The 20,063-nt window shown below is 51.3% G+C and carries 18 protein-coding genes; 9 read left to right on the forward strand and 9 right to left on the reverse strand.

What is annotated here, in order from left to right; all coding sequences use genetic code 11:
- Positions 1-96 precede the first annotated feature (96 nt).
- Positions 97-1,527, forward strand: coding sequence for a T9SS type B sorting domain-containing protein (locus tag GBK04_RS26675; protein ID WP_152765045.1), 1,431 nt, complete (start codon positions 97-99; stop codon positions 1,525-1,527).
- A gap of 60 nt (positions 1,528-1,587) precedes the next feature.
- Here the strand turns inward: GBK04_RS26675 and GBK04_RS26680 are convergent, their stop codons facing one another.
- From GBK04_RS26680 to GBK04_RS26715, 8 genes are all read right to left on the reverse strand, one after another.
- Entirely contained in the window at positions 1,588-3,216 is a 1,629-nt protein-coding gene (locus GBK04_RS26680; protein ID WP_152765047.1) for an ABC-F family ATP-binding cassette domain-containing protein, read from the reverse strand.
- A 168-nt stretch (positions 3,217-3,384) separates the two neighbouring features.
- Entirely contained in the window at positions 3,385-4,659 is a 1,275-nt protein-coding gene (locus GBK04_RS26685; protein ID WP_152765049.1) for a beta-propeller fold lactonase family protein, read from the reverse strand.
- 148 nt (positions 4,660-4,807) lie between these two features.
- On the reverse strand, positions 4,808-7,492 hold the full coding sequence (locus tag GBK04_RS26690; protein ID WP_373331384.1) for a S9 family peptidase: 2,685 nt from the start codon (positions 7,490-7,492) through the stop codon (positions 4,808-4,810).
- A gap of 200 nt (positions 7,493-7,692) precedes the next feature.
- A complete protein-coding gene (gene rpsT / locus GBK04_RS26695; RefSeq protein ID WP_152765054.1) occupies positions 7,693-7,953 on the reverse strand; it encodes a 30S ribosomal protein S20 in 261 nt (86 codons plus the stop codon).
- A 126-nt stretch (positions 7,954-8,079) separates the two neighbouring features.
- Positions 8,080-8,877 (reverse strand): diadenylate cyclase CdaA, encoded by a 798-nt coding sequence (gene cdaA / locus GBK04_RS26700; protein WP_152765056.1) that lies wholly within the window; start codon positions 8,875-8,877, stop codon positions 8,080-8,082.
- A gap of 38 nt (positions 8,878-8,915) precedes the next feature.
- Complete coding sequence (folP, locus tag GBK04_RS26705) at positions 8,916-9,767, reverse strand: dihydropteroate synthase (protein ID WP_152765058.1); 852 nt, start codon at positions 9,765-9,767, stop codon at positions 8,916-8,918.
- 173 nt (positions 9,768-9,940) lie between these two features.
- Positions 9,941-10,240 (reverse strand): hypothetical protein, encoded by a 300-nt coding sequence (locus GBK04_RS26710; RefSeq protein WP_152765060.1) that lies wholly within the window; start codon positions 10,238-10,240, stop codon positions 9,941-9,943.
- A 77-nt stretch (positions 10,241-10,317) separates the two neighbouring features.
- On the reverse strand, positions 10,318-10,752 hold the full coding sequence (locus tag GBK04_RS26715; RefSeq protein ID WP_152765062.1) for a hypothetical protein: 435 nt from the start codon (positions 10,750-10,752) through the stop codon (positions 10,318-10,320).
- Positions 10,753-11,098: 346 nt separating this feature from the next.
- On the opposite strand from GBK04_RS26715, the gene GBK04_RS26720 reads away from it, so the two are divergent.
- The 5 genes from GBK04_RS26720 to GBK04_RS26740 all read left to right on the forward strand — a co-directional run bounded on the left by GBK04_RS26720 (position 11,099) and on the right by GBK04_RS26740 (position 15,951).
- Entirely contained in the window at positions 11,099-11,791 is a 693-nt protein-coding gene (locus tag GBK04_RS26720) for an outer membrane beta-barrel protein (RefSeq protein ID WP_152765064.1), read from the forward strand.
- A gap of 179 nt (positions 11,792-11,970) precedes the next feature.
- On the forward strand, positions 11,971-13,035 hold the full coding sequence (locus tag GBK04_RS26725) for a sensor histidine kinase (RefSeq protein ID WP_152765066.1): 1,065 nt from the start codon (positions 11,971-11,973) through the stop codon (positions 13,033-13,035).
- Positions 13,032-14,153 (forward strand): sensor histidine kinase, encoded by a 1,122-nt coding sequence (locus tag GBK04_RS26730; protein ID WP_152765068.1) that lies wholly within the window; start codon positions 13,032-13,034, stop codon positions 14,151-14,153. Before GBK04_RS26725 ends, GBK04_RS26730 begins: the two co-directional genes overlap by 4 nt.
- Positions 14,154-14,254: 101 nt before the next feature.
- Positions 14,255-15,031, forward strand: a complete 777-nt coding sequence (locus GBK04_RS26735; protein WP_152765070.1) for a LytR/AlgR family response regulator transcription factor — start codon at positions 14,255-14,257, stop codon at positions 15,029-15,031.
- Between the two features lie 149 nt (positions 15,032-15,180).
- Positions 15,181-15,951: a carboxypeptidase-like regulatory domain-containing protein gene (locus tag GBK04_RS26740; RefSeq protein ID WP_152765072.1), complete on the forward strand. Its 771-nt coding sequence runs from the start codon at positions 15,181-15,183 to the stop codon at positions 15,949-15,951.
- Between the two features lie 49 nt (positions 15,952-16,000).
- Here GBK04_RS26740 and GBK04_RS26745 read toward each other — a convergent pair whose 3' ends face one another.
- The gene (locus GBK04_RS26745; RefSeq protein ID WP_373331385.1) at positions 16,001-17,131 is read right to left on the reverse strand and encodes a sensor histidine kinase; all 1,131 of its coding nucleotides are present in this window, start codon (positions 17,129-17,131) and stop codon (positions 16,001-16,003) included.
- 175 nt (positions 17,132-17,306) lie between these two features.
- Between GBK04_RS26745 and GBK04_RS26750 the strand changes: the two genes are divergently transcribed.
- The 3 genes from GBK04_RS26750 to GBK04_RS26760 are packed head-to-tail and all read left to right on the forward strand — an operon-like array spanning position 17,307 to position 20,012.
- Positions 17,307-18,098: a carboxypeptidase-like regulatory domain-containing protein gene (locus GBK04_RS26750; RefSeq protein ID WP_152765073.1), complete on the forward strand. Its 792-nt coding sequence runs from the start codon at positions 17,307-17,309 to the stop codon at positions 18,096-18,098.
- Positions 18,099-18,147: 49 nt separating this feature from the next.
- Positions 18,148-18,708, forward strand: coding sequence for a hypothetical protein (locus GBK04_RS26755; RefSeq protein WP_152765075.1), 561 nt, complete (start codon positions 18,148-18,150; stop codon positions 18,706-18,708).
- A complete protein-coding gene (locus GBK04_RS26760; protein ID WP_152765077.1) occupies positions 18,705-20,012 on the forward strand; it encodes a hypothetical protein in 1,308 nt (435 codons plus the stop codon). The genes GBK04_RS26755 and GBK04_RS26760 overlap by 4 nt, the downstream gene beginning before the upstream one ends.
- Positions 20,013-20,063 lie beyond the last annotated feature (51 nt).

Here is a 20,063-nt window from a genome sequence, read left to right on the forward strand (position 1 = left end):
GGATCATCGTGTAAGCATTGGAAAATAATCTGAAAGCGAGGGCCTTAAAGTCCTCGCTTTTTTGCTTCTTTTGTAAAATACCCAGTATTATTCCGTATGAAAGGGCGCCAGGCGTTGTATAGGTTTGTCGGTTTGAGCGTATTGATTGGTTGGAACTGCATTTGGACCACGGTTGTCCAGGCCCAATGTCCCAATACCATTCCCAATGTATCAGAATACGGCACGGGCTCTTACTCGGTGAAGCAGGTAGGTAGCACCTGCCTACCTTATACTGTCAATGTAGCCAATACCCTGCCTGGATCGACCCATGTACGTACCCTATTTGATTACCGCGGCGGTCCGATCAGTGCCGATAGCCTGAAAACCGATACACTGCATACCTACACTCGTCCGGGGAAGTACACCATTGTGCAATTTTCAGAAAAAGACGGCCGTCAGCTGATTGCCTGTCCCGACGTGTATGTGTACGACACTCTGCCACCCGCTGTTCGTATGGTACCTTGCGGGGACGCCCGGGTCAAATTAATTTTCGAGAGTCTCCCCCGGTATGATTCACACTGGATTGCGTGGGGCGATGGAAACGTTCAGGAGATTTCCACCTATGCCAAGTCCGCTAACCACACCTATGATACCCCTCCGCCGCATACGATTACGGTCTGGGGTACCGTAAATCCGGGTCTATGCCGGAGCCGGGACCAGCTGCTCGTATTCGATCCCGCTCAGAACCTGCCGCCGCCTTCCATCAAATCCTTCACCCCCCCGGATGCATCCACCACCGAATTAGTGATTGATAATCCCTCCAAAAGTGAACTGGTTTTGCTAAAAAAGCGGGAAATGGGAATTTGGGAAAGCACGGGACGCATCGTAACGCAGATACAGGAAACCCTCCAGGTACCTATGGACTCACTAAGCCTGCTGTGTTTCCGGCTGCAACCCACCGACACCTGCCTGGTGGTAAGTCAGCAGTCCGATGCAGTATGCTCGGCCACCCTACAAATCACAAGCTCAGATCAAGCCCATACCTTATCCTGGCGTACCCTCGAGGTACCCCCACAGGCTAAGGTCACTATTCTAAAGGATGCGGTGTACTGGCAGGATATCAGCGCATTGGGAGCCATGGGTGACCTGATTGATCCAGATTTGAGTTGCGGTCGGGACCATTGCTATCAACTTACTATTGCCAGCCCTGGGTACTTGTTTTCATCCCAGGTGCTTTGTCGCCGCTCGCCGGCTGCTCTTTGCGGACCTACCCTATCGCTTTTTGTTCCTGATGCTTTTTCACCCAATGGCGATGGAATGAATGATTTTTTTGAGATCAAGGGGGATGCCTTTACTTTCTTCGAGCTATCTATATTCAGTCCCTGGGGTACAGTACTTTTCCACTCCACCGAGCAGCATAGTTCCTGGGACGGAAAATTCCAGGACCACTGGGTTGCTCCGGGCACCTACCTCTACAGCCTTACCGTAGAGAGTTCCGGCTTGGGGCAACGGCACACGCGACGAGGTTCCGTGCTGGTATTAAAATAAGAAACGCCTCCCAAAAATGGGAGGCGTTTCTTAGGATTAGCGATTTAACCCTCACCAAAATCAGGCAAGTACCCCTTCGTATAGGGCTTCCCGTTGGGCTTTGATGTAGCTATCCTGAATGTACTCATCGTAGGTCATCAGCTTGTCCAGCATACCTTTTGGACCAACTTCAATAATCCGGTTAGCGACCGTCTGAATGAACTGGTGATCGTGCGAATAAAACAGGACGTTCCCATTGAAATCAATCAGGCCATTGTTCAGGGCGGTAATGGATTCCAGATCGAGGTGGTTGGTCGGATCGTCCATAATCAGCACATTAGAAGCCGAAAGCATCATTTTCGACAACATACACCGTACTTTCTCACCTCCTGATAGTACCCCCGCTTTTTTCAGCGATTCCTCGCCGCTGAACAGCATGCGTCCTAGAAAACCACGAATAAAACTTTCGTCTTTCTCGACCGAATATTGCCGCAACCAGTCCACGAGGTTCAGGTCGACATCGAAAAATTCGGTGGGATCTTTGGGGAAATAGGTTTTGGTAATGGTAACTCCCCAGCTAAAGGTACCTGAATCCGCCTTAGCTTCGCCCATTAAAATATCGAACAACGTGCTGATGGCCTGCATATTACCCCCAACGAACGCAATTTTATCGTCACGGTTCACCGCAAAGCTAACGCCTTCAAAAAGGGGTGTTCCGTCCTCGGCCCGCTTTGATAATCCTTCGACCCGCAGAATCTGATCACCTACCTCCCGTTCGGGTTTGAAAGCGATGTAGGGGTACTTGCGTGATGAAGGCTTGATGTCGTCGATGGTAATTTTTTCCAGCAGTTTCTGCCGGGAGGTTGCTTGTTTCGACTTGGAAGCATTGGCACTGAACCGGCGGATAAATTCTTCCAGTTCCTTCCGCTTATCCTCTGCCTTCTTGTTGGCATCCTGCCGCTGTTTCAGGGCAAGCTGGCTGGATTCGTACCAGAAGGTATAATTTCCGGTATACAGCTGGATTTTGCTGAAATCAATATCCACCACGTGGGTCGTTACCTGATCGAGGAAGTGGCGGTCGTGGGATACCACAATCACGGTGTTTTTGAAATTGGCCAGGAAGTTCTCCAGCCACATCACCGTATCCACATCCAGGTTGTTGGTAGGCTCGTCAAGAAGCAGCACGTCGGGATTGCCGAAAAGCGCCTGGGCCAAAAGTACCCGCACTTTGTCGTTGCCGTTGAGGTCCTTCATCATCGTAAAATGCAAATCCTCCGGCAGCGACAACCCGCTCAGCAACTGGGCCGCTTCGGCTTCGGCCTCCCAGCCATTCAGGTCGGCAAACTCGGCTTCCAATTCGGCGGCCTTTTCACCATCGGCATCCGTAAAGTCCTCCTTGGCATACACGGCATCACGTTCCTTCATGACCTCATACAACCGCTTGTGGCCCAGAATGACCGTATCCATGACCGTGTAATCATCGAAGGCAAATTGATCCTGGCTCAGAAAAGCCAAACGCTCACCCGGGTTCAAACTCACACTGCCCGTCTGGGGTTCGATTTCACCCGATAAGATTTTCAAAAAGGTGGACTTTCCCGCCCCGTTGGCGCCAATCACGCCATAGCAGTTGCCAGGAACAAATTTGATATTTACTTCGTCAAATAATATTCTTTTTCCGTACCGCAGGGATACGTTCTGAACTGTAAGCATCTTAAATTGAATTTTTTTGTGTTTCGAGACGCAAATTTACAAAATAATTTGGTGAGAATTAAGCGGTTGGTCCCTGATTCTCAACTCGCTGATCGGTTAGGAAAAGCATGTACACAAAAAAGGCCAACTCAGTTGGCCTTTTTTCAAACTAGAAATAAGTTGCACAAATCAGGGAACTACGCGAATCGTGTGAGCACCGCGCTCGACACTGATTCTACCCATTTGCTTCGTCAGGGATGGAGTTGCCCCCTTCGTCACCGTCCAGAACTCGATGCCGCCCGTGCGACGTCCGTAATCCAGGTACTCATAGACCGCCACGGCGAGATTGGAACCATCCTTATCAAAGGCAACACTTTGTGGGAGAATTCCGGGGAAGGGATAATCCGCCACTTTGGTGAGGGTACCTCCGGCCAGAGTGTACAGGCTCAATGAACTTCCTTTGTCAGCACCTTCCTTGTCCCAGGGTTGAGCGCTATTGCCCGCATTGACGGCCACTACCATGCTGCCGTCGGGACTGATGGCGAATGCACCGGGATTGGTACCCACGGGAGTCGTTGCCGTGACTTTATGCTCACCCGAGCCGTCCAGCGAAAACTCAACGACATGCAGGTCACCATTGGCAGTAGCTTTGCCCATGGCTCCTTTAGTATCCATCACATAATAGTATTTGCCATCCTCCGAGAACTTGCCCGATGTAGGGGTGTCACCTACCTTGAAAGGCTTGCCCACCATTTCGATGTTTTTGAGCTTGCCACCTTCCCGGATGATTTTGTACAATGCCAGTTCTTTGGTCGATTCCAGCGTGACCGCCAGGTAATTGCCCGTAGGATGCCAGGTGAGGTCAATAATGCGATTGGTGCTGTCCAGAGTAGAGGGCAGGTAGAGCGCACGGGTAGGTTTACCCGTGTCGTCCGTTTCATAAAACACCAGCTCTTTGCCAGGAACACTCGTGGAGATCATCAACTCGTTCTTGTACACGTCGATCGAGGTGGGGTTTTTACCAACCGGGAATTGAAACTTCACCTTTGGATTGGCAAAATTCACAATGTCCACCACATACAGTCGCTGTCCGTCAGGAAATCCTGATACTACGTCAGGGTATTCGTTCACAGTTTCGGCGGGGGCACTGCGGGTATCCAGCACAAACGCCAGGCCGCCGGTTTTGGGAACCGCCATACTTTTGGTATAGGTCAAAGTGGAGTTCGGTACGCTGATTTCACCCACGCTACTCCCGCCCCGAACCAGGGGAAACTTAATGGAAGTCAGTTTGTCTTTAATGGTGTTGTCACGAAGAAGTTTGCCATCCACCAGGGCGGAAGCCGCCATATCGGCATCGGAAATAGCGACCATCCCTCGGGCATTAAACGTTACGGAAGGCGTCTGGGCGTGGGCAGAAAATGCTCCCAAGGTGGCCAGTCCGGCAAACAGAAATAATTTTTTCATTCTAGGGTAAAAGGTTTTAGTGATTAATGGTACTCAGTTAAGTTTTTTTTGTAATAACCTATCCAAAAGAAACCTTGTGACCGAAAAAACGACCACAAGGTTTACATTCTTATCTGCAATTTAGCAATTTTTCATTTTAAAGCCAAAGTTAATCGTACTTCATATCCCACCGTTGTTTCTCGATCACGGTTCTACCCTCGCTCATCCAGGAAGGCATCGGCGCATTTTTGAGGTAGTGGTCAAAAAACTGGTACATTCTGATACTGAGGTCTTTCATATTGGGCCGCTTGGTCAGATTATGGTCTTCATCGTTGTAGACCAGCATCCAAACGGGCTTGTTCAGGCGGCGCAACGCGGTAAAAAATTCGATGCCCTGGTACCAGGGTACCGACCCATCGGCGTCGTTGTGCATCAACAGCACCGGAGTTTCCACCCGATCGGCATAGAAGAGCGGTGAGTTTTCGATGTAGTATAGGGGTTTCTCCCAAAGGGTACCCCCAATCCGGCTTTGGGTTTTCTCATACTGAAACATCCGGCTTAGCCCGGTACCCCAGCGGATTCCTCCGTAGGCGCTGGTCATGTTGGCCACGATGGCACCCGCCATGGCGGCTTTGAACAGGTTGGTTTGGGTAATCAGGTAGGCGGTTTGGTAGCCTCCCCAGCTCTGGCCCTGAATCCCGATGTTTTTCCGATCGACAAAGCCCCGATCCACTAGATCGAGCACGCCCGATACAATACAGTCGTAGGCATTTTTGCCTGGGGTACCCCCGCCGTATACGATATCGGGCACAAACACCAGGTACCCGTTGGAAACACAGTAGGGAATGTTAATCGTAGAGCGGCTGGGTGCCGGTGCCCGGAAGGCATGCAGCGAACTGGCGTTTCGCTCGTAGTAGTACACCAGCATGGGGTACTTTTTATTCGGGTCAAAGTTTTCAGGCTTGAAGAGTAAACCTTCCAACGTGACTCCCTGACTGGAAACCCACGAAACCAGTTCTGAGGTACCCCACAGGATTCCATCGGTTTGTGCAGCCAGGTTGGTCAGTTTCTGAGGCTGTTTCCAGTCTTTTACGTAGTAGAGCTCATTGGGATGGGCATAATTACCTTTTTGAAATACGTACACCTCTGCTTTTTTGGCCTTCGCTACCGAATTGGGTAAGTAGCTGTAGGCTTCCTTTATGATGACGGTTGGGTCAGCGCCCGATTTCCAGCTCAGAATTCCTGTCTCCTTGTCTTTTTCCCAAAGCCCATGCAACAGATTGCTGGCCGAAGGATCAATGAAATCAGCATCCTCAAGTACCTTCAGGTACCTCAGCTGCACTTTTTCCCGGCGTCCGTAGCCGTTGGTCACGTTCAAGGGCTTATCCTGTCCGGTCGGGTCCAGCCGCCAGAGATCATAGCGGTCGTATACCAAAAGGTACCGGTCATCCGGTGTCCAGCCGGCCAGTCCATAGGAGTTGGGCGTGTCGGGTGTATCGTGTTCTTCGTCGTAGAAAGCCACGTTGAGTTCTTTGGTCAGGTTTCGCAGCGTGGTCATTTTACGGTCATAGGCCTTCCACAGAGTATCACGTTCATCGAACCACACCACATATTTCCCCGTCGGCGACATTTCCGACCTACCCAGTACGTCCTGCGCGACCAGGGAATTCTGGCCCGTAAGGGCGTTGATTACGTACAGATCCGTATGTCCTGGCTCCCACGAACTCATTTTCTGGTAGGTAGTGTTTGATTTCGCCAGCAGGTAGGTGTTATTCAATTTGAAGTTTATATCCACATCATCCAGGATCTCGCTACCCAGTTGGATCACCTTTTTGGAATTCACCTCATATACCGCCCAATAGTTTTTTTCCAGCATTTCCTTCCGTTGCTTATCCTGCATGGGCTGTAGCCGCTTATCGTTCCAGGTCCATACATCTACCCGCGAAAGCTCGTCATCAAGCATTGTGGTATCCTTTAAGGAAGGGTTTGCCAACGGAGCCGCCCCAAAATACAAGCGACTTCCGTCATCCGAAAACCGAGGTTTCCTGTATTCGGATGGCGTGTAGTACGTAGGCAGCGCCTTGGTGGTCGAATCGGCTACCAGTACATTGTTCTTTTTAGAAAAGTCTCGCAGAAAAAGAGAAAAGCTTTTGACCTCGGCCTTGGCACTATCCAGTGAACTCATCCAGGCGCCCTGCCCTCCCGGCTTATCGAGGGTCAAATTGGTATAGACCTCTACCACCGAGCTAGAATCCAGTGCTTCAGTTGCTTTGGTGCGGACCGTAAAGGCATAGACCCCACGGACGATGGTAGTGTCCCGTAGCCATTCGCGGGCCAACAGGATCCGATTCCCCTGGTCCGAAATCGCGTAGTCGCCTACATTTTCGAACAGGAATGTCTCGGTCCCATCCATATTCTGAACGGTGAGCAGGTCGCCTTTCAGCTTTTTCGGCTTTTTCGGCTTGGCGGCTTTTTGGGTGGTATCTTTTTTTGCCTCTTCCTTTTTCGTAAGGAAAGCGAGCCAATTGCCGCCATCCTCTCCTACTTTGAAGGAAGCCACATTGGCGTATGATCGCTGCTGTCCATCGGCAAGTTTCACCACGATCAAACTATCTTTGGGCATTTTGTCGGGTTTCAACTTCTGCTTTTTGGCTACCCGCATCGCTTCCAGGGCGGGTTTGATTTTGGCAATCAGATACGTACCATCTGCCGAAAATTGTGCTCCGTAGCCACGGGAAAAATTCAGTCGGCGCCCGGTAGCGGGTGCTTCCACCACAAGTTCTCCATCGCCTTCCTGCGGGTTGATTTCGTAGGCTACCCATTGTCCGTCGTTCGACAAAATGGTTTTTTGCACGCTTTTCCATGCATCATAATCCTGCGCCGTCAGGGGTCGCTTGGTAGTTTGCGAGCATGCGGGAGGCAGGCTTATTAATAAAATGCAAAAAGTTATAAAAATGTGTCTCATTAGGCCTCTCATGGGTTGGTTGGAAGCTAAAAATAAAAAAACCCCACTAACTTCCGTCAGTGGGGTTCCAAAATTTTGCAGTAAAATTCTTAGGCAGCAGCCAGCGATTTCACGTATTTGGCCAATTTCGATTTCTGATTGTTGGCTTTGTTCTTATGAATGACGTTTTTCTTGGCTAAACGATCCAACATGGATGATACGGTCTTGTAAACGGCAACCGCAGCGGCCTGATCGGTGGTGCTGCGCAATTTGCGGATGTAGGTACGCGTAGTTTTGTGCTGGTAGCGGTTTCTCAAACGCTTGGTTTCGTTGGCACGAATTCTCTTTAATGCTGATTTATGATTTGCCATTGGATACTGATAATGTTTTTCTAATCCTGAAAAGGTCTGCAAAAGTATAAAATAATCATAACTACGACAACTATTCCCCGATTAATTTTAGTCAATCGGGTCAGCATCCGTTGGGTAGCAGGGTACTTACACTCGTTGCTTATCGGAGTTCAGGTATTCAGCCAGACGCATTTCGAGCTCCGAAGCGGGTATATTACTGAACAGTTCACCCTCGATGGCGAGCGAAATGCGCCCGGTCTGTTCGGATATGACGACTACGGCCGCATCGGTAGCTTCGCTGATGCCCATGGCAGCGCGGTGCCGGAATCCCACCGAGGAAGGTACCTCCCGGCCATCGGCCACGGGTAGTATGCAGCGCGAGGCACTGACTCGCCCATCAGCAATGATTACCGCCCCGTCGTTCAGAGCACTGTACTGGTTGAATACCGAAACTAGTAAAGGTTTGGAAATCAGCGCGTCCAGGGGAGCGCCCGTCTGGATGTACTTTTCGAGGTCATCCTTCTTTTTTATCACAATCAGCGCTCCGTTGAAATCAGAGGCAATGGAACGGCTCGCCTCCACGATGGCTTTCAAATTACCGGATTCCAGGCCCGGCTCCGTGGAACCCAGAAATGTATTAAAAAACCGATTGTTGGTAAAGGCCGTCGATTTTCCGATGATAAGCAGAAAACGGCGGATTTCCTGCTGGAAGATAACAATGAGCGCAATGGCCCCCACCCCCATAAAATACTGGAGAATGGCCGTAAGCAATTCCAGGCGGAGTCCCTTGACAATCAGGTAAAAGACATACACGAACAGGTACCCCAGAAATACCCGGCTGGCGATACTTCCCTTGACCAGGACGTAGATCTGGTACAGCAGGAATGAAACCAGCAGGATGTCGAGCACGTCGGTCCAACTAATGACCAGGAATCCTATTCGCATAAAGGGTCGTGAGCTTTTGGGGCGAAATTACCATTTTTCTAGGTTACTCCCCTAGTCCTTTGCCAGAGTTTGATCGTTTGGGTAGCCTCTTTTACATCGTGCACCCGCAACAGGGCAGCCCCTTTTTCCAAAGCCAATGTATTGAGCACGGTGGTACCATTGAGCGCCTCGGTCGCGGTAATCCCCAAAGTGCGCCAAATGAGCGATTTCCGCGAAAGGCCCACCAGCAGGGGAGCATCGAGGCTGTGGAAAACATTCAGTGCGTTCAGAAGTTCGAAATTCTGCCCCACGGTTTTGGCAAATCCAAAGCCTGGGTCAACTACCACATCAGCGATGCCAAGAGATCTCAATCGTATTAGCTTGGCTTGCAATTCTTTCAGCACATCGGTCACCAGATGCTCATAGTGGGTCAGCTTGGTCATGGTCTGCGGGGTACCCCGCATGTGCATGAGTACGTAGGGTACCCCCATCTCGGCGACTGTGGAGAACATCTGTTCATCGAGGTTGCCACCCGATACATCGTTGATCAGCATAGCCCCCGCCCGCACCGCCTGCCGGGCTATGCGCGAACGGAAAGTATCGATGGAGATGCAGATATCCGGAAAATGACGCACCAGTTTTTCGATCACCGGGCCTACCCTATCCCATTCTTCAGTTTCACTGAGTTCGGTCGCGCCGGGGCGGGTAGAATAGCCACCAATGTCAATAATCGCGGCCCCGTCGTTCAGCATCTGGCCTGCCTGATCTACAATTTCGTCTGAGTCAGGCCGAAATCGACTCGTCTCATAAAAAGAATCCGGGGTGATATTCAGGATTCCCATCACGGCAGGCGTGGACAGATCCAGTACTTTGCCGCCCAGATTCAGGGTCTTTGGGTTGCTTGGGAGCATTCGATTGATAGGGTTGCTTCGTGGGGACATCGGAGTCCCCGGGGTACCTTCTTCGACAAAACTAAAAAATCCCCGGCAGATGGACACCGGGGATTCTAACTACCAACCTAACCTTTACTACTTTGATGGCGTTCCGTTCAGAATGCAAGCTGGTTTCTGAATCTTTTACACACTTATTTTTTTGATTTTACAACCTCCGTACTGGACGCGGCGGGTTGGGCGGTGGGAGTAGTTGCCTTAGGCTTGTAGATGGCGCCGGTCGCAAAATCGACGGGCAGACTCACCAGCGGAAACAACAGGATGTCGGCGATCAAAACCCCTACTTTAATTTCCCGTCGTGGTTCGCCGGGAGCGGGACGGCGCTTCTGGCTTTCGGCTACTTTACCGCCAAACACCGTGGCGCAACTCGTGAGAGAACCTGCTAGGCTCAGGACAGCAAGAGCCATCAAGGTAAATTTTCTGAATGATTTCATGGCTATTTATAGTATAAAAGATACGATTTTTAAAAATTGATTTTTAGTGTGTCAGGCCGAAAGCTTTTGTAGTAGCCTCATTTTGAAGCTGTAATCGTGAAGTTCACGCCGTCTTCGTCCACGCCTTTGAGGATTACCTTGTTACCTTTTACCTGGGCAAATTCTTCAGACTCATACCGTAGTCCGTAGGTGCCGCTTCCCAAGTCAGCTACTTCGACCCCATCGACGTTTTCGACGATGAATTCCGAATTATCGCTTTTACTCCGCAAATTGACATCGATCGTCACCTGCGTGGCCGTCTGGCGGGTGAGGCTGATGCTGCCCTTCAGGTTGGTTTGACTAGCGGGCAGCGTCTGTCCGTTGAAAGTAAGTTCGGAGTAGGTGTAGTTTCCGGCCACGGTTGTGGCGGCGTCGGGGGCCACGGGGTCCTTGTCTTTTTTGCAGGACGACAATGAGGCGGCAATCAGGAGCATCAACAGGCTGATGCGGCGAATGTACAGGGTGCTTTTCATGGCTACTTGTGTTTTTGGTAAAAAAGGATTGGATAAGTTTTTTGAAAGCCGGAGTTTGTTCGTCCGGTGATGCAAAGTTGGCGGCTGGAGCATGATTCAGGAATGGCCCGATTCACCAATCGGAATAACTAATGTTTGAACTGTGCTTTTTAAGGGATGAATCCGCACTCTCAGGGGTCAATGCGCGGCGTGCTTATCCAAAACCACCTGCTAGTCAGTTTTCGAAAATCAATTCAGCAACAGGAAATAACAGTTGGAAAAGCAAATCAGTCAACCGAAGCGACTGAAGACAGGAATACAAGAAGGTACCCCCAATTTTGTGGCGAACCAAATCAATGAGTAAGCCATGAAAGCAAATCAGTTTTTTTTTCTGTCGATCCTTGTACTTTTTTCTGCGCGCAGCATGGCGCAAACAACCGCCAAAAAATTCACCTGGGGTTTGAAAGTAGGAGCTAACTTCTCGCAGCTTGACGATCTGTCGTATCAGACCCCCAGGTTAGGCTCCGATGGACTGCCCGTGATGTCGGGAGGGAATGTTGTGTATGATTTTTTCCAGCAAAATGATGCGCACACGACGGGGCTCGTGGGTGGAGCCTACGCCCGCATCGGCCGGAAAATGTATATCCAACCGGAAGTACTCTTTTCAGTGAAAGGCGGCAAGATGGACCTCATCCGCCAAGGACTCGAAACCCGCTCGTTCGATACCAGAGTAGGTTCCATCGACCTACCTCTGCTTTTGGGGATAAAGCTTGGTCCACTGCGCCTGAACGCCGGTCCGATGGCTTCACTGCGGGTACTCGATGGCGATCTGAAAGGAGCTTTGAAAGAATACACCAGCCAGTCCGTGCGTCAGTCAATTCAACAGGCCCAATTTGGCTATCAGGCGGGCATTGGCTTATCTTTTTCTGGGATGCAGCTTGATTTGCGGCGTGAAGGAGGACTGGGCAAATCCGCTTCTACTACGGCTGAACCCACCACGCCCGCCAGCGTTTCACCTCGTTCATCGCTCTGGCAGCTCACCGTGGGTTTCGGTTTCTGAGTGCAGATAGGTACCCTAGTTTTACAATTCATGCGTTTTTTTGCTCAATTCATACAGTCAATCTCGCAATTTGAGTAACTCTGGCACAGCAGGTACCCGGCAGAAACGTTACATTTAATGCTGTGAATCACGCTGAGCCTCCGGATGCCAGGTCGCCAAATCGTGAGCAACCGATTGAGATGAACGTTCGATTGCCCAACCCGCTGTTTACCCGTACTGAACTCTGGTACCATGGCCTGATGATGCCCATCCTCTTTCCGGCGGGGAATTACTTTTTTTTGCACGAACGCTATTTTACCGATCCGGCGGTTTTTCTGTGGGGTACCCTGCTGGTAGCCGTGTTGTATGCTTTTTCTCTAATACTGCTCACGCTGGTGGTTAAAATGATCATCCGTCAATTTCCCGACGTACAGCAGGTATGGCAACGCAACGGAGTGGCGCTCCTGGCGGTCACCACGCTTACCATCGGCCTGGCGGTATTTGATGTGTGGGCCTACGGTCTTTTCCCGATCTTCGAACGCCCTTTTTCGTGGGGTACGGTCCGGGCCATCGTCATTCTGGGGGCAATTTTCGATCTCTTGCTTTGCTTTGTGTTGGGGATTCAGTACACATACAGCCGCTGGCAGGAAAACCAGATCGAGACCGAGCAGCTGAAGCGGGCCGCCTTACAGCACGATTTCGATGCCCTCAAACAGCAGATCGACCCTCACTTTCTGTTCAATTCGCTTACCTCGCTCTCGGCCCTCATCGGGCAGAATCAGCAGCAAGCGGGTCTGTTTGTGGATCATCTCGCCAAAGTATACCGCTATCGGCTCAGTACCTCAAACCAATCCCTGACGCCCCTGAACGCCGAGATTGCATTTGTCAACTCTTACATCTATTTGCTCAAAACACGTTACCAATCCGGCATTTCAGTACATATCGAAATCAACGCCAACCAGGGATCAGCTACCTTGCCTTTGCTTTCGTTACAACTGCTACTTGACTACGCCGTACGCCATAACGTCGTCAGTGTGCAGAAACCGCTTACTATCCGCATGGCAACTACCTCCACAGGTACCCTGCGTGTGAGCTACAACCGCCAGCCCCGCCCGCTGCGACTCCATACCGGAACCGACGAATTGGTGGCCCTGCTCGCCCGCTACGCTACCTTGCCGGTACCGGCCGTGGAGGTAGCCGATACTGGCACTGAATTTTCTATCACGCTTCCGCTCCTGGCGGAAGGTATTTCTGTCCTTGTATGAGTACGCTCCACCTACCCCTGATTCGGCCCTGGCTCCAAACCACCCGACAGTTCCGCTGGCAGCTCCTGGTGGTCTTGCCCTGGTTCATTCCGTTGATTACCTACCTGCTGCTGAGGTCGTCCTATTTTAGCGACTGGCGTATTTTTGTGGGGGCTACCCTGCTCAATGCCAGTCTGGCCGTGGCCTGCCAACTGGTACTCGATAGCTTGACCCGCAAAGTGGTTGACCGGTACCCTGGCCTGCATCAGACCGTCAGGCGGCTCCTGTTGTTGCTGGCGGTTTTTATGGTCGTGACCCCTATTTTCATTCTGGGAGCTTTGGGAGGCTATTCCTACTTCCACTGGTTCGGCTATGAAGCCCAGCCGGGGGTCTTATTCCGTATTTTCCTATTCAATGTGGTGGCCAATATCGTATCGGTTGGGGTGTTCGAGAGTATATATTCCCTAACCAAATGGCGGGAGAACATGCTTGAAAAAGAGCAACTCAAGAAGGCCAATCTGCAAAGCCAGTACGAGAGTCTGAAAAACCAGGTGAACCCGCACTTTCTGTTCAATACGCTCAACTCCCTTTCATCGCTGATCGCCGACGAGCCCGAGCGGGCCGAGGAGTTTGTGGATGAACTGGCCAAGGTGTACCGCTACCTTTTACAAACCAACCGCAGTACTACCGCCCAGGACGGCGAACTGACGACCCTGGATACCGAGCTGGACTTCATCCATTCCTATTTTCACCTGCTCAAGACCCGCTACGGTGCCGGAATCGAACTCGAGGTGGCCATCGAGGCGGCGGATCGGGACAGTCTGCTCCCGCCTCTGACTTTACAGATGCTGGTCGAGAACGCCGTGAAGCATAACATTACCCACGCCAGCAAACCGCTGAGAATTGAAATAAAATCGGCCCCCGGAGGGTACCTGCTGGTGCGAAATAATTTACAGCGCAAAGCCAGCCGGGTACTTAGCAACCAAGTAGGCCTGAGCAATATCAAAGCCAAATACCAACTTCTGGCGCAGCGGCATTGGGATGCGTCCACCGACTCCAACAGTACCATTACCATTGAAGAAACCAGTGAGCATTTCACCCTGCTTCTACCCCTATTGCACCAGGTGGCGAAGCCTTAAAGCATATGTACTTCCCTGATTTATCTAAGGGGGGTACCTTAAGCTCAAATTTTACTAAAATTCAGTAATTCACTTTTTGCACATACATCCTTCTTTTTTACATGAACGTATTGATTGTTGAAGACGAAGAACTGGCGGTACGTAAGTTTCGCAAATTACTAGCCGAAGTAGACCCGAGCCTCGAGGTGCAGGGTGTCACGGGCAGCATCGAAGATTCGGTGGACTGGCTCACGGATCATCCCACGCCCGATCTGATTTTTATGGATATCGAGCTTTCCGATGGACAGAGCTTTGAAATTTTTGAACGGGTGGACGTGCGGAGTACGGTCATTTTTACTACCTCCTACGACGAATACGCACTTCAGGCATTCAAGGTCAATAGCATCGACTACCTGCTGAAACCTATTCAGAAAGAAGACCTGCGGCGCAGCTTGAAAAAATTTGCCGACTTACGGACCAGTCAGCCTGCTGCTAATAGCGTTGCCTTCAATCTGGACAAAATCCTGCGTGATCTGCAGGTACAGCAACAACCCAAAGACTACCGCAAGCGTTTTCTGGTGCGGCAGGGGCAGCGCCTGCTTTCCGTCGAGACGGGCGAAATCGCCTATTTCTTCACCGAAGAGCGGTACAGCTTTTTCGTAACCCACACCAATCAGAAATTTCTGGTGGACTACACCCTCGACGAGCTATCCAATGAACTCGACCCGATACATTTCTTTCGGATCAACCGCGCCGCCCTGGTCACACACCGGTCCGTCGAGCAGATGCAGCCCTACTTCGGCAATCGCCTGGCCCTCAGCCTGCGTCCCTCGTTCGACCGCGAAGCGCTGGTCAGTCGGGAAAAAGTATCGGATTTCAAGAAGTGGATGGGGAAATAGGCTGTAGTAGGTAAGGTACCCTGTCTTTCAATTCAGCACTGGTTTTTTTCAATCAGCCATCGAAAAACCCCAACCTAAGCAAACCCTGGTTTTACAGAGAAGGAGCTTTGAACAATTTTGTCAGAACAAACAATCAAACCTCTATTTTCATGAAACCACATCGTTTATTTTTTCTGGCCGCCCTGCTATGGAATACGGCGGCCTGCACCCAGTCCGAACCGAGTGATGCCATTGTACCCGATGCCGGAAAGCCCCATGCGGGGATCGTCAGTGGGCGCGTCCTGAACGAGCAGGGCCAGCCCGTAGCCAACGCCGAAATAGTGGCCAGCAGTACCGATTTTTATAACAAAACCTCGACGGGGCACACCGATGCCAAAGGAAATTACCGCATTCAGGTACCCACAGGGGTAGCCGCCGGGTCGTACAGCGTGGAAGGTACCGTTACATTTCGGTATCATAACAAGAATTACAAAATGGCACTCTACCAGGACGATACTCGGGTATTCTCGGCTTATGAGGGTGCCATTCGTAATTTCACATTCCGGCTTAAAGGAAAACGCACGGCGGATGACGATGCCAGTGCCACGCCGCTGGGGGGTACCCTGGAAGTACACCACCAGGTAGACCGCGTAGTGTGGGAAAATCTCGAACTTATGCTCGAACCCGACGGGCCCCTGGTGGATGGAAGCGCTGGTCAGAAAATCGTAACGAAAATGCCCCTGAATGACTACCGGATTCGTGATATCCCGGTGGGTCAGTACCGAATCACCGCCCGCGACAAGGCAACGGGGCAAGCACTCGGGGTCATGGTGGCCGGGACGAATCAGAATTACGCCACTTCGGCCGTAGGGCTTTTTCACGAAGCTGACTTTGAAGGCGACACCCGGTATGAGCTAATGATTTATGTCGATACGCTCTAAAGCTTATCGAGCACGCAGAAACCGACCGCCGAATGCAATAAGCAGAATTTTACGCGATGGATGGAGAAGCAGATTGCAACAACGGCAGTGTAACACTGAACGTTCCGTCGACTTCTTCGACCCGGATTGGTGCGTGATTGAACTGTTCGTACTGAGCAGTCAGGCTGGTGAGGCCCGGCTGGGTGGTATCCACAACGCGCACCTTACGCTGAAGTACATTGGTCACCCGCACGGCGGCATCCCCTACCAATTCCAGACGAATCATGAGGGGACTTTCAACGGACATTTTATTGTATTTCAGGGCGTTATCTACTAGTACCTGTAAACTCAGTGGGGGTACCTGTCCTGTCAGGTTTTCGCGTACCTCAGGCAATTCGATGCGCAGACAGCTTCCGTACCGGACCCGCAACAACCCGGCGTAGGTGTCAAGAAACGTCAATTCTTCGGACAGTGGTACCAGGGTACGTGCGCCCGTTTGGAGCATGTACCGATACACTTTGGCCAGGTCGTCAACAAAACGCTCAGCCAGATCTGGATGATCGCCAATGAGGCCGGAAATCGAACTGAGGCTATTGAATAAAAAGTGCGGATTGATCTGGCTCTTCAGGGCGTCGTACTGTTGCTGCAAAGCTTGACGCTTAAGTTGCTCGTTTTCCGTTTGGCGCTCCTGCCACTGGCCATAGCTATGGAAAAGTCCCAGAATTATGCACAGTACGATGCTAAATACAATGCCGAAGAGTAGCAAAGCTTGCAGTATCTGGGGCGAAAAGCTCACGCCCGTGCCCGGAATGACGCTGAACACCCACAGGTCGAAGTAGGCAGTGGCGATCATCAACAGGCTCACACCCAGAAACATGACCAACAACCGCTGTGTGGCCTGGTGCTCCCCGGGAAATTGCCGGATCACCCGCTTAACGACCCATGTGTAGCTAAATACCGACATCCAGTGCAGCACAATGCCCGTCGCCATGCCGATGGCAAACGTAGGCGCATCCGTAAAGAAACGCTCACCCATGAAAATGTACCCCCCAATGGGATAAATCACCGGCATGGACAGCAAATGAAACCACCACTCCCGCTGCGACAGAAATGCCGGACGGTGCCTTTCTATATACGAGGTAAAAAGCTGAAACACGGTATGTAAGCGGGTAAAATCCATTTTCAAAACTAATGGATTCACAGAAAAACACCAACGATTTTTGTACTGTCTATCCGCGATTTATCACAGCCCGAACATCCGAACCCGCATTTCACGCAAGAGTCTGTTTCGCTACCCTAGGGAGCAGCGGTACTTTTGAAATCAAGACAGCCACACACCTGCACATATTTTCCAAACCAATCATTCAAACCAAGCCATGAACACATTGCGTAAACTTCGTTACTTGCTGATTATCCCATTTTTTCTGACAGGTACCCTCCTGCTGAACGCTTGCGAAAGTGATGCCGCCGACCCAGGCCCTGGCGATGCGCCTTCTGATAGCGGCAAGGCGGGGTACCTGGTCGGAACCGTCACCGATCCGCAGGGAAATCCCCTGTCCCGCGCTACGGTTTATACCGACAACACCGTCTTCAAAGGCCGGGGCGCCGAAGTAAGCACGACGGCCAACGGTACTTACCAGATCCTGTTGGTCAAAGACCTGGGCCAGTGGGTGGCGAAGGGGTACCTTCTGAAACAGTACAACGACCGGATTTACAAGATCAGCCTCCATCCCGAAAATCCCGATTCATTTTCGGAAAACGAGAAACCCGTCCGCAACTTTCAGTGGAAACTCACCGGACACGTCCCGGATCTGAGCCTGGACTTATACTACGGCGGCACCGTCGAGCTATTCCGCGACCCGAATGTCACAGATTTGGACGACAACGAAAATATTGAGTTCACCTTCACGCCCGTCGGTCCGCTAATCGACGGCTCTACTGGCAAAACTTTGACCCTTCGTATGAAAAAACGGTATGATTCATTCCTCCGGGACGTACCCATCGGACGCTATGCCATAACGGCTGTGTACAAGCCTACGGGTGAAAAGCTGCAAGTGAGCGACGCGTTCGAGGGCAGCGAGTACGCATCGTCCGTGACCGTTGACTTTGTAGGACGGGAATCGGCCACCCGCGCCAATATGCTGGGCATCGGCTACACGAACCGGTAGCCACGCTAAGGCACCCCAAACTTATCCCATCACCCCTTCCCAAAAGACCATGAACAACAAAATACTTGGAACCCTGGCCCTGCTGGGCGCCCCGTTCCTTTGCCTCAACACCTACCTCAATGTCTCGGCGTCGGGTGGGTACACCACAACCCCACTCAGCGGTTTTTTCGATTTGTTGTACGTTACGGGCTGGCTATGCAGTATAATCGGTCTGAAGCAAATTGGCGCGGCGGGTACCGACCGTCTGGGGCGAATCATTTTGCCTACGATTCTGGTCACGTTGGTACTGGCCAATATCTATAATTTTTACGAAATCATTCTGCCCGATCATGGTACCCTTCTTTATCATGCGCTCGATTTGTTCTGGCCCCTCAGTAATCTGGTGATGATCGGGGTAGGCATCGCGGTGATCCGGGCCAAGCGCTTGCAGGGCTGGAAACGCTACGTACCGCTGGCGTGCGGCCTATGGCTACCCTTTACCATGCTGGTTTGGAGTAATGTACCCCTTGGCTTTCACCTGACCAATGTCCATACCGCCCTGGCTTGGACGCTGTTAGCTCTGGTTGTGCTGACGAGCAACAAATCTGATTCCATTCTTCCTACCCCATGAGAAAAGTCTTTTGTTTGGTACTCCTGTTTTCGTCGGTCTCCTGGGCGCAATCTCCTGCCGATCTGCGTTTTTTGCCCGCGCCTTCCCTGTTTTCTCCGCTGAACTTACCGGCTCAGGCACTGCTTTACTCCGATGGAACGTATGAATTCGGCAAGATGGACCAGGAATTATTCAGCCATAAAGTACTCCTTCTGGGAGAAAGTCACTGGATGCACGAAATCCACCAATTGCTGACTGATCTTGTGCTTTACGCCAATACCCGCGACTACTATCCGCTGCTGGTGCTGGAGGTACCTTACAGTGCCACGGCCTATATCAATGCCTATCTCAATGCGGATAGTGTCGCTGCCCAACAGTACGTGCCCGCCATTAAGCCCATCATGAAGGCTAAGGAAAGTTGGCGACTGTTGCGGACATTGCGGGCATGGAACGTGGAGCATCCCAACAAAAAAATCACCGTCGCCTGCTCGGATATCGAACAAGGATTAGGATACTGCCTGAAATATGTGTTCGATCCGTATTTCAAGGCATTGGGCGAGCAGCGCCTGTGGCCCATGCTTACTCAGGCCCAGGATCTCACGCCCCAGATTCAGGCTTTCATGGATTCAGTATTGAGAGCCGCTCCGGCGGATTTTAAGGTACCCGATGCACCCTTTTTGAACCGGGCTTTTGTGAACAACGTATGGATCAACACCAAGGCTTCTCTGGCCGCCAACCGGGCCATGCAGGAGTCGGGATACGAGGCTTTTGCTCAGATACGGGCGGAGCGAATTTTTCAGAACCTGACGGACGATGCTTTTTTCGGCAAAAAATTGAAAGCGGACAAAACCATACTCTGGGGTGGAGCCGACCACACCAAAATCTACGATCCGAATCCCGGCGAAGGTACCCTGCGCTGGGAAGGCTGGCGGCTGGCGCATGAGTTTGGGCCGACGAAAGGCAATGTCTACGCCATCCGGGTGACGAACTTCGCCTACGCCATTCCAGCAAACTACTATCAGCCTGAAGCCTACACAAGGGCAACGGAAAGTTTTGTCCAGTTAGTGGATTTGTTCAAAAAGGACGTACCTGGTTTTACGCCTGATCGCTACCTTATTTTGGACGAACTAACGGACGTATCGGCCGCGCTGGCGCAGCAGAGCCAGCGCCAAAACAACCTACCTGTGTGGATTAATCACGCAGCGTTACGGGAGGCCGCCCGCCAGCAACCGAATCTGCGAAATGATGCTGTCTGGCAGAATTTTGTGGGTTACGATACCGTCATCGTAATGCCCCAGACTACACTATTCGACTATGGCAATTAATTGGAAATGTGAGGTCGAGTTCCGTATTTTTATATCAATGATGAAACTACC

The sequence above is a fragment of the Salmonirosea aquatica genome, assembly GCF_009296315.1.
Taxonomy (GTDB): domain Bacteria; phylum Bacteroidota; class Bacteroidia; order Cytophagales; family Spirosomataceae; genus Salmonirosea; species Salmonirosea aquatica.

Bases quoted from the DNA above. Each gene is read 5' to 3' on its own strand.
- GBK04_RS26675 (WP_152765045.1), top strand. From the start codon at position 97: ATGAAAGGGCGCCAGGCGTTGTATAGGTTTGTCGGTTTGAGCGTATTG.
- GBK04_RS26680 (WP_152765047.1), bottom strand. From the start codon at position 3,216: ATGCTTACAGTTCAGAACGTATCCCTGCGGTACGGAAAAAGAATATTA.
- GBK04_RS26685 (WP_152765049.1), bottom strand. From the start codon at position 4,659: ATGAAAAAATTATTTCTGTTTGCCGGACTGGCCACCTTGGGAGCATTT.
- rpsT (WP_152765054.1), bottom strand. From the start codon at position 7,953: ATGGCAAATCATAAATCAGCATTAAAGAGAATTCGTGCCAACGAAACC.
- cdaA (WP_152765056.1), bottom strand. From the start codon at position 8,877: ATGCGAATAGGATTCCTGGTCATTAGTTGGACCGACGTGCTCGACATC.
- folP (WP_152765058.1), bottom strand. From the start codon at position 9,767: ATGCTCCCAAGCAACCCAAAGACCCTGAATCTGGGCGGCAAAGTACTG.
- GBK04_RS26710 (WP_152765060.1), bottom strand. From the start codon at position 10,240: ATGAAATCATTCAGAAAATTTACCTTGATGGCTCTTGCTGTCCTGAGC.
- GBK04_RS26715 (WP_152765062.1), bottom strand. From the start codon at position 10,752: ATGAAAAGCACCCTGTACATTCGCCGCATCAGCCTGTTGATGCTCCTG.
- GBK04_RS26720 (WP_152765064.1), top strand. From the start codon at position 11,099: ATGAAAGCAAATCAGTTTTTTTTTCTGTCGATCCTTGTACTTTTTTCT.
- GBK04_RS26725 (WP_152765066.1), top strand. From the start codon at position 11,971: ATGAACGTTCGATTGCCCAACCCGCTGTTTACCCGTACTGAACTCTGG.
- GBK04_RS26730 (WP_152765068.1), top strand. From the start codon at position 13,032: ATGAGTACGCTCCACCTACCCCTGATTCGGCCCTGGCTCCAAACCACC.
- GBK04_RS26735 (WP_152765070.1), top strand. From the start codon at position 14,255: ATGAACGTATTGATTGTTGAAGACGAAGAACTGGCGGTACGTAAGTTT.
- GBK04_RS26740 (WP_152765072.1), top strand. From the start codon at position 15,181: ATGAAACCACATCGTTTATTTTTTCTGGCCGCCCTGCTATGGAATACG.
- GBK04_RS26750 (WP_152765073.1), top strand. From the start codon at position 17,307: ATGAACACATTGCGTAAACTTCGTTACTTGCTGATTATCCCATTTTTT.
- GBK04_RS26755 (WP_152765075.1), top strand. From the start codon at position 18,148: ATGAACAACAAAATACTTGGAACCCTGGCCCTGCTGGGCGCCCCGTTC.
- GBK04_RS26760 (WP_152765077.1), top strand. From the start codon at position 18,705: ATGAGAAAAGTCTTTTGTTTGGTACTCCTGTTTTCGTCGGTCTCCTGG.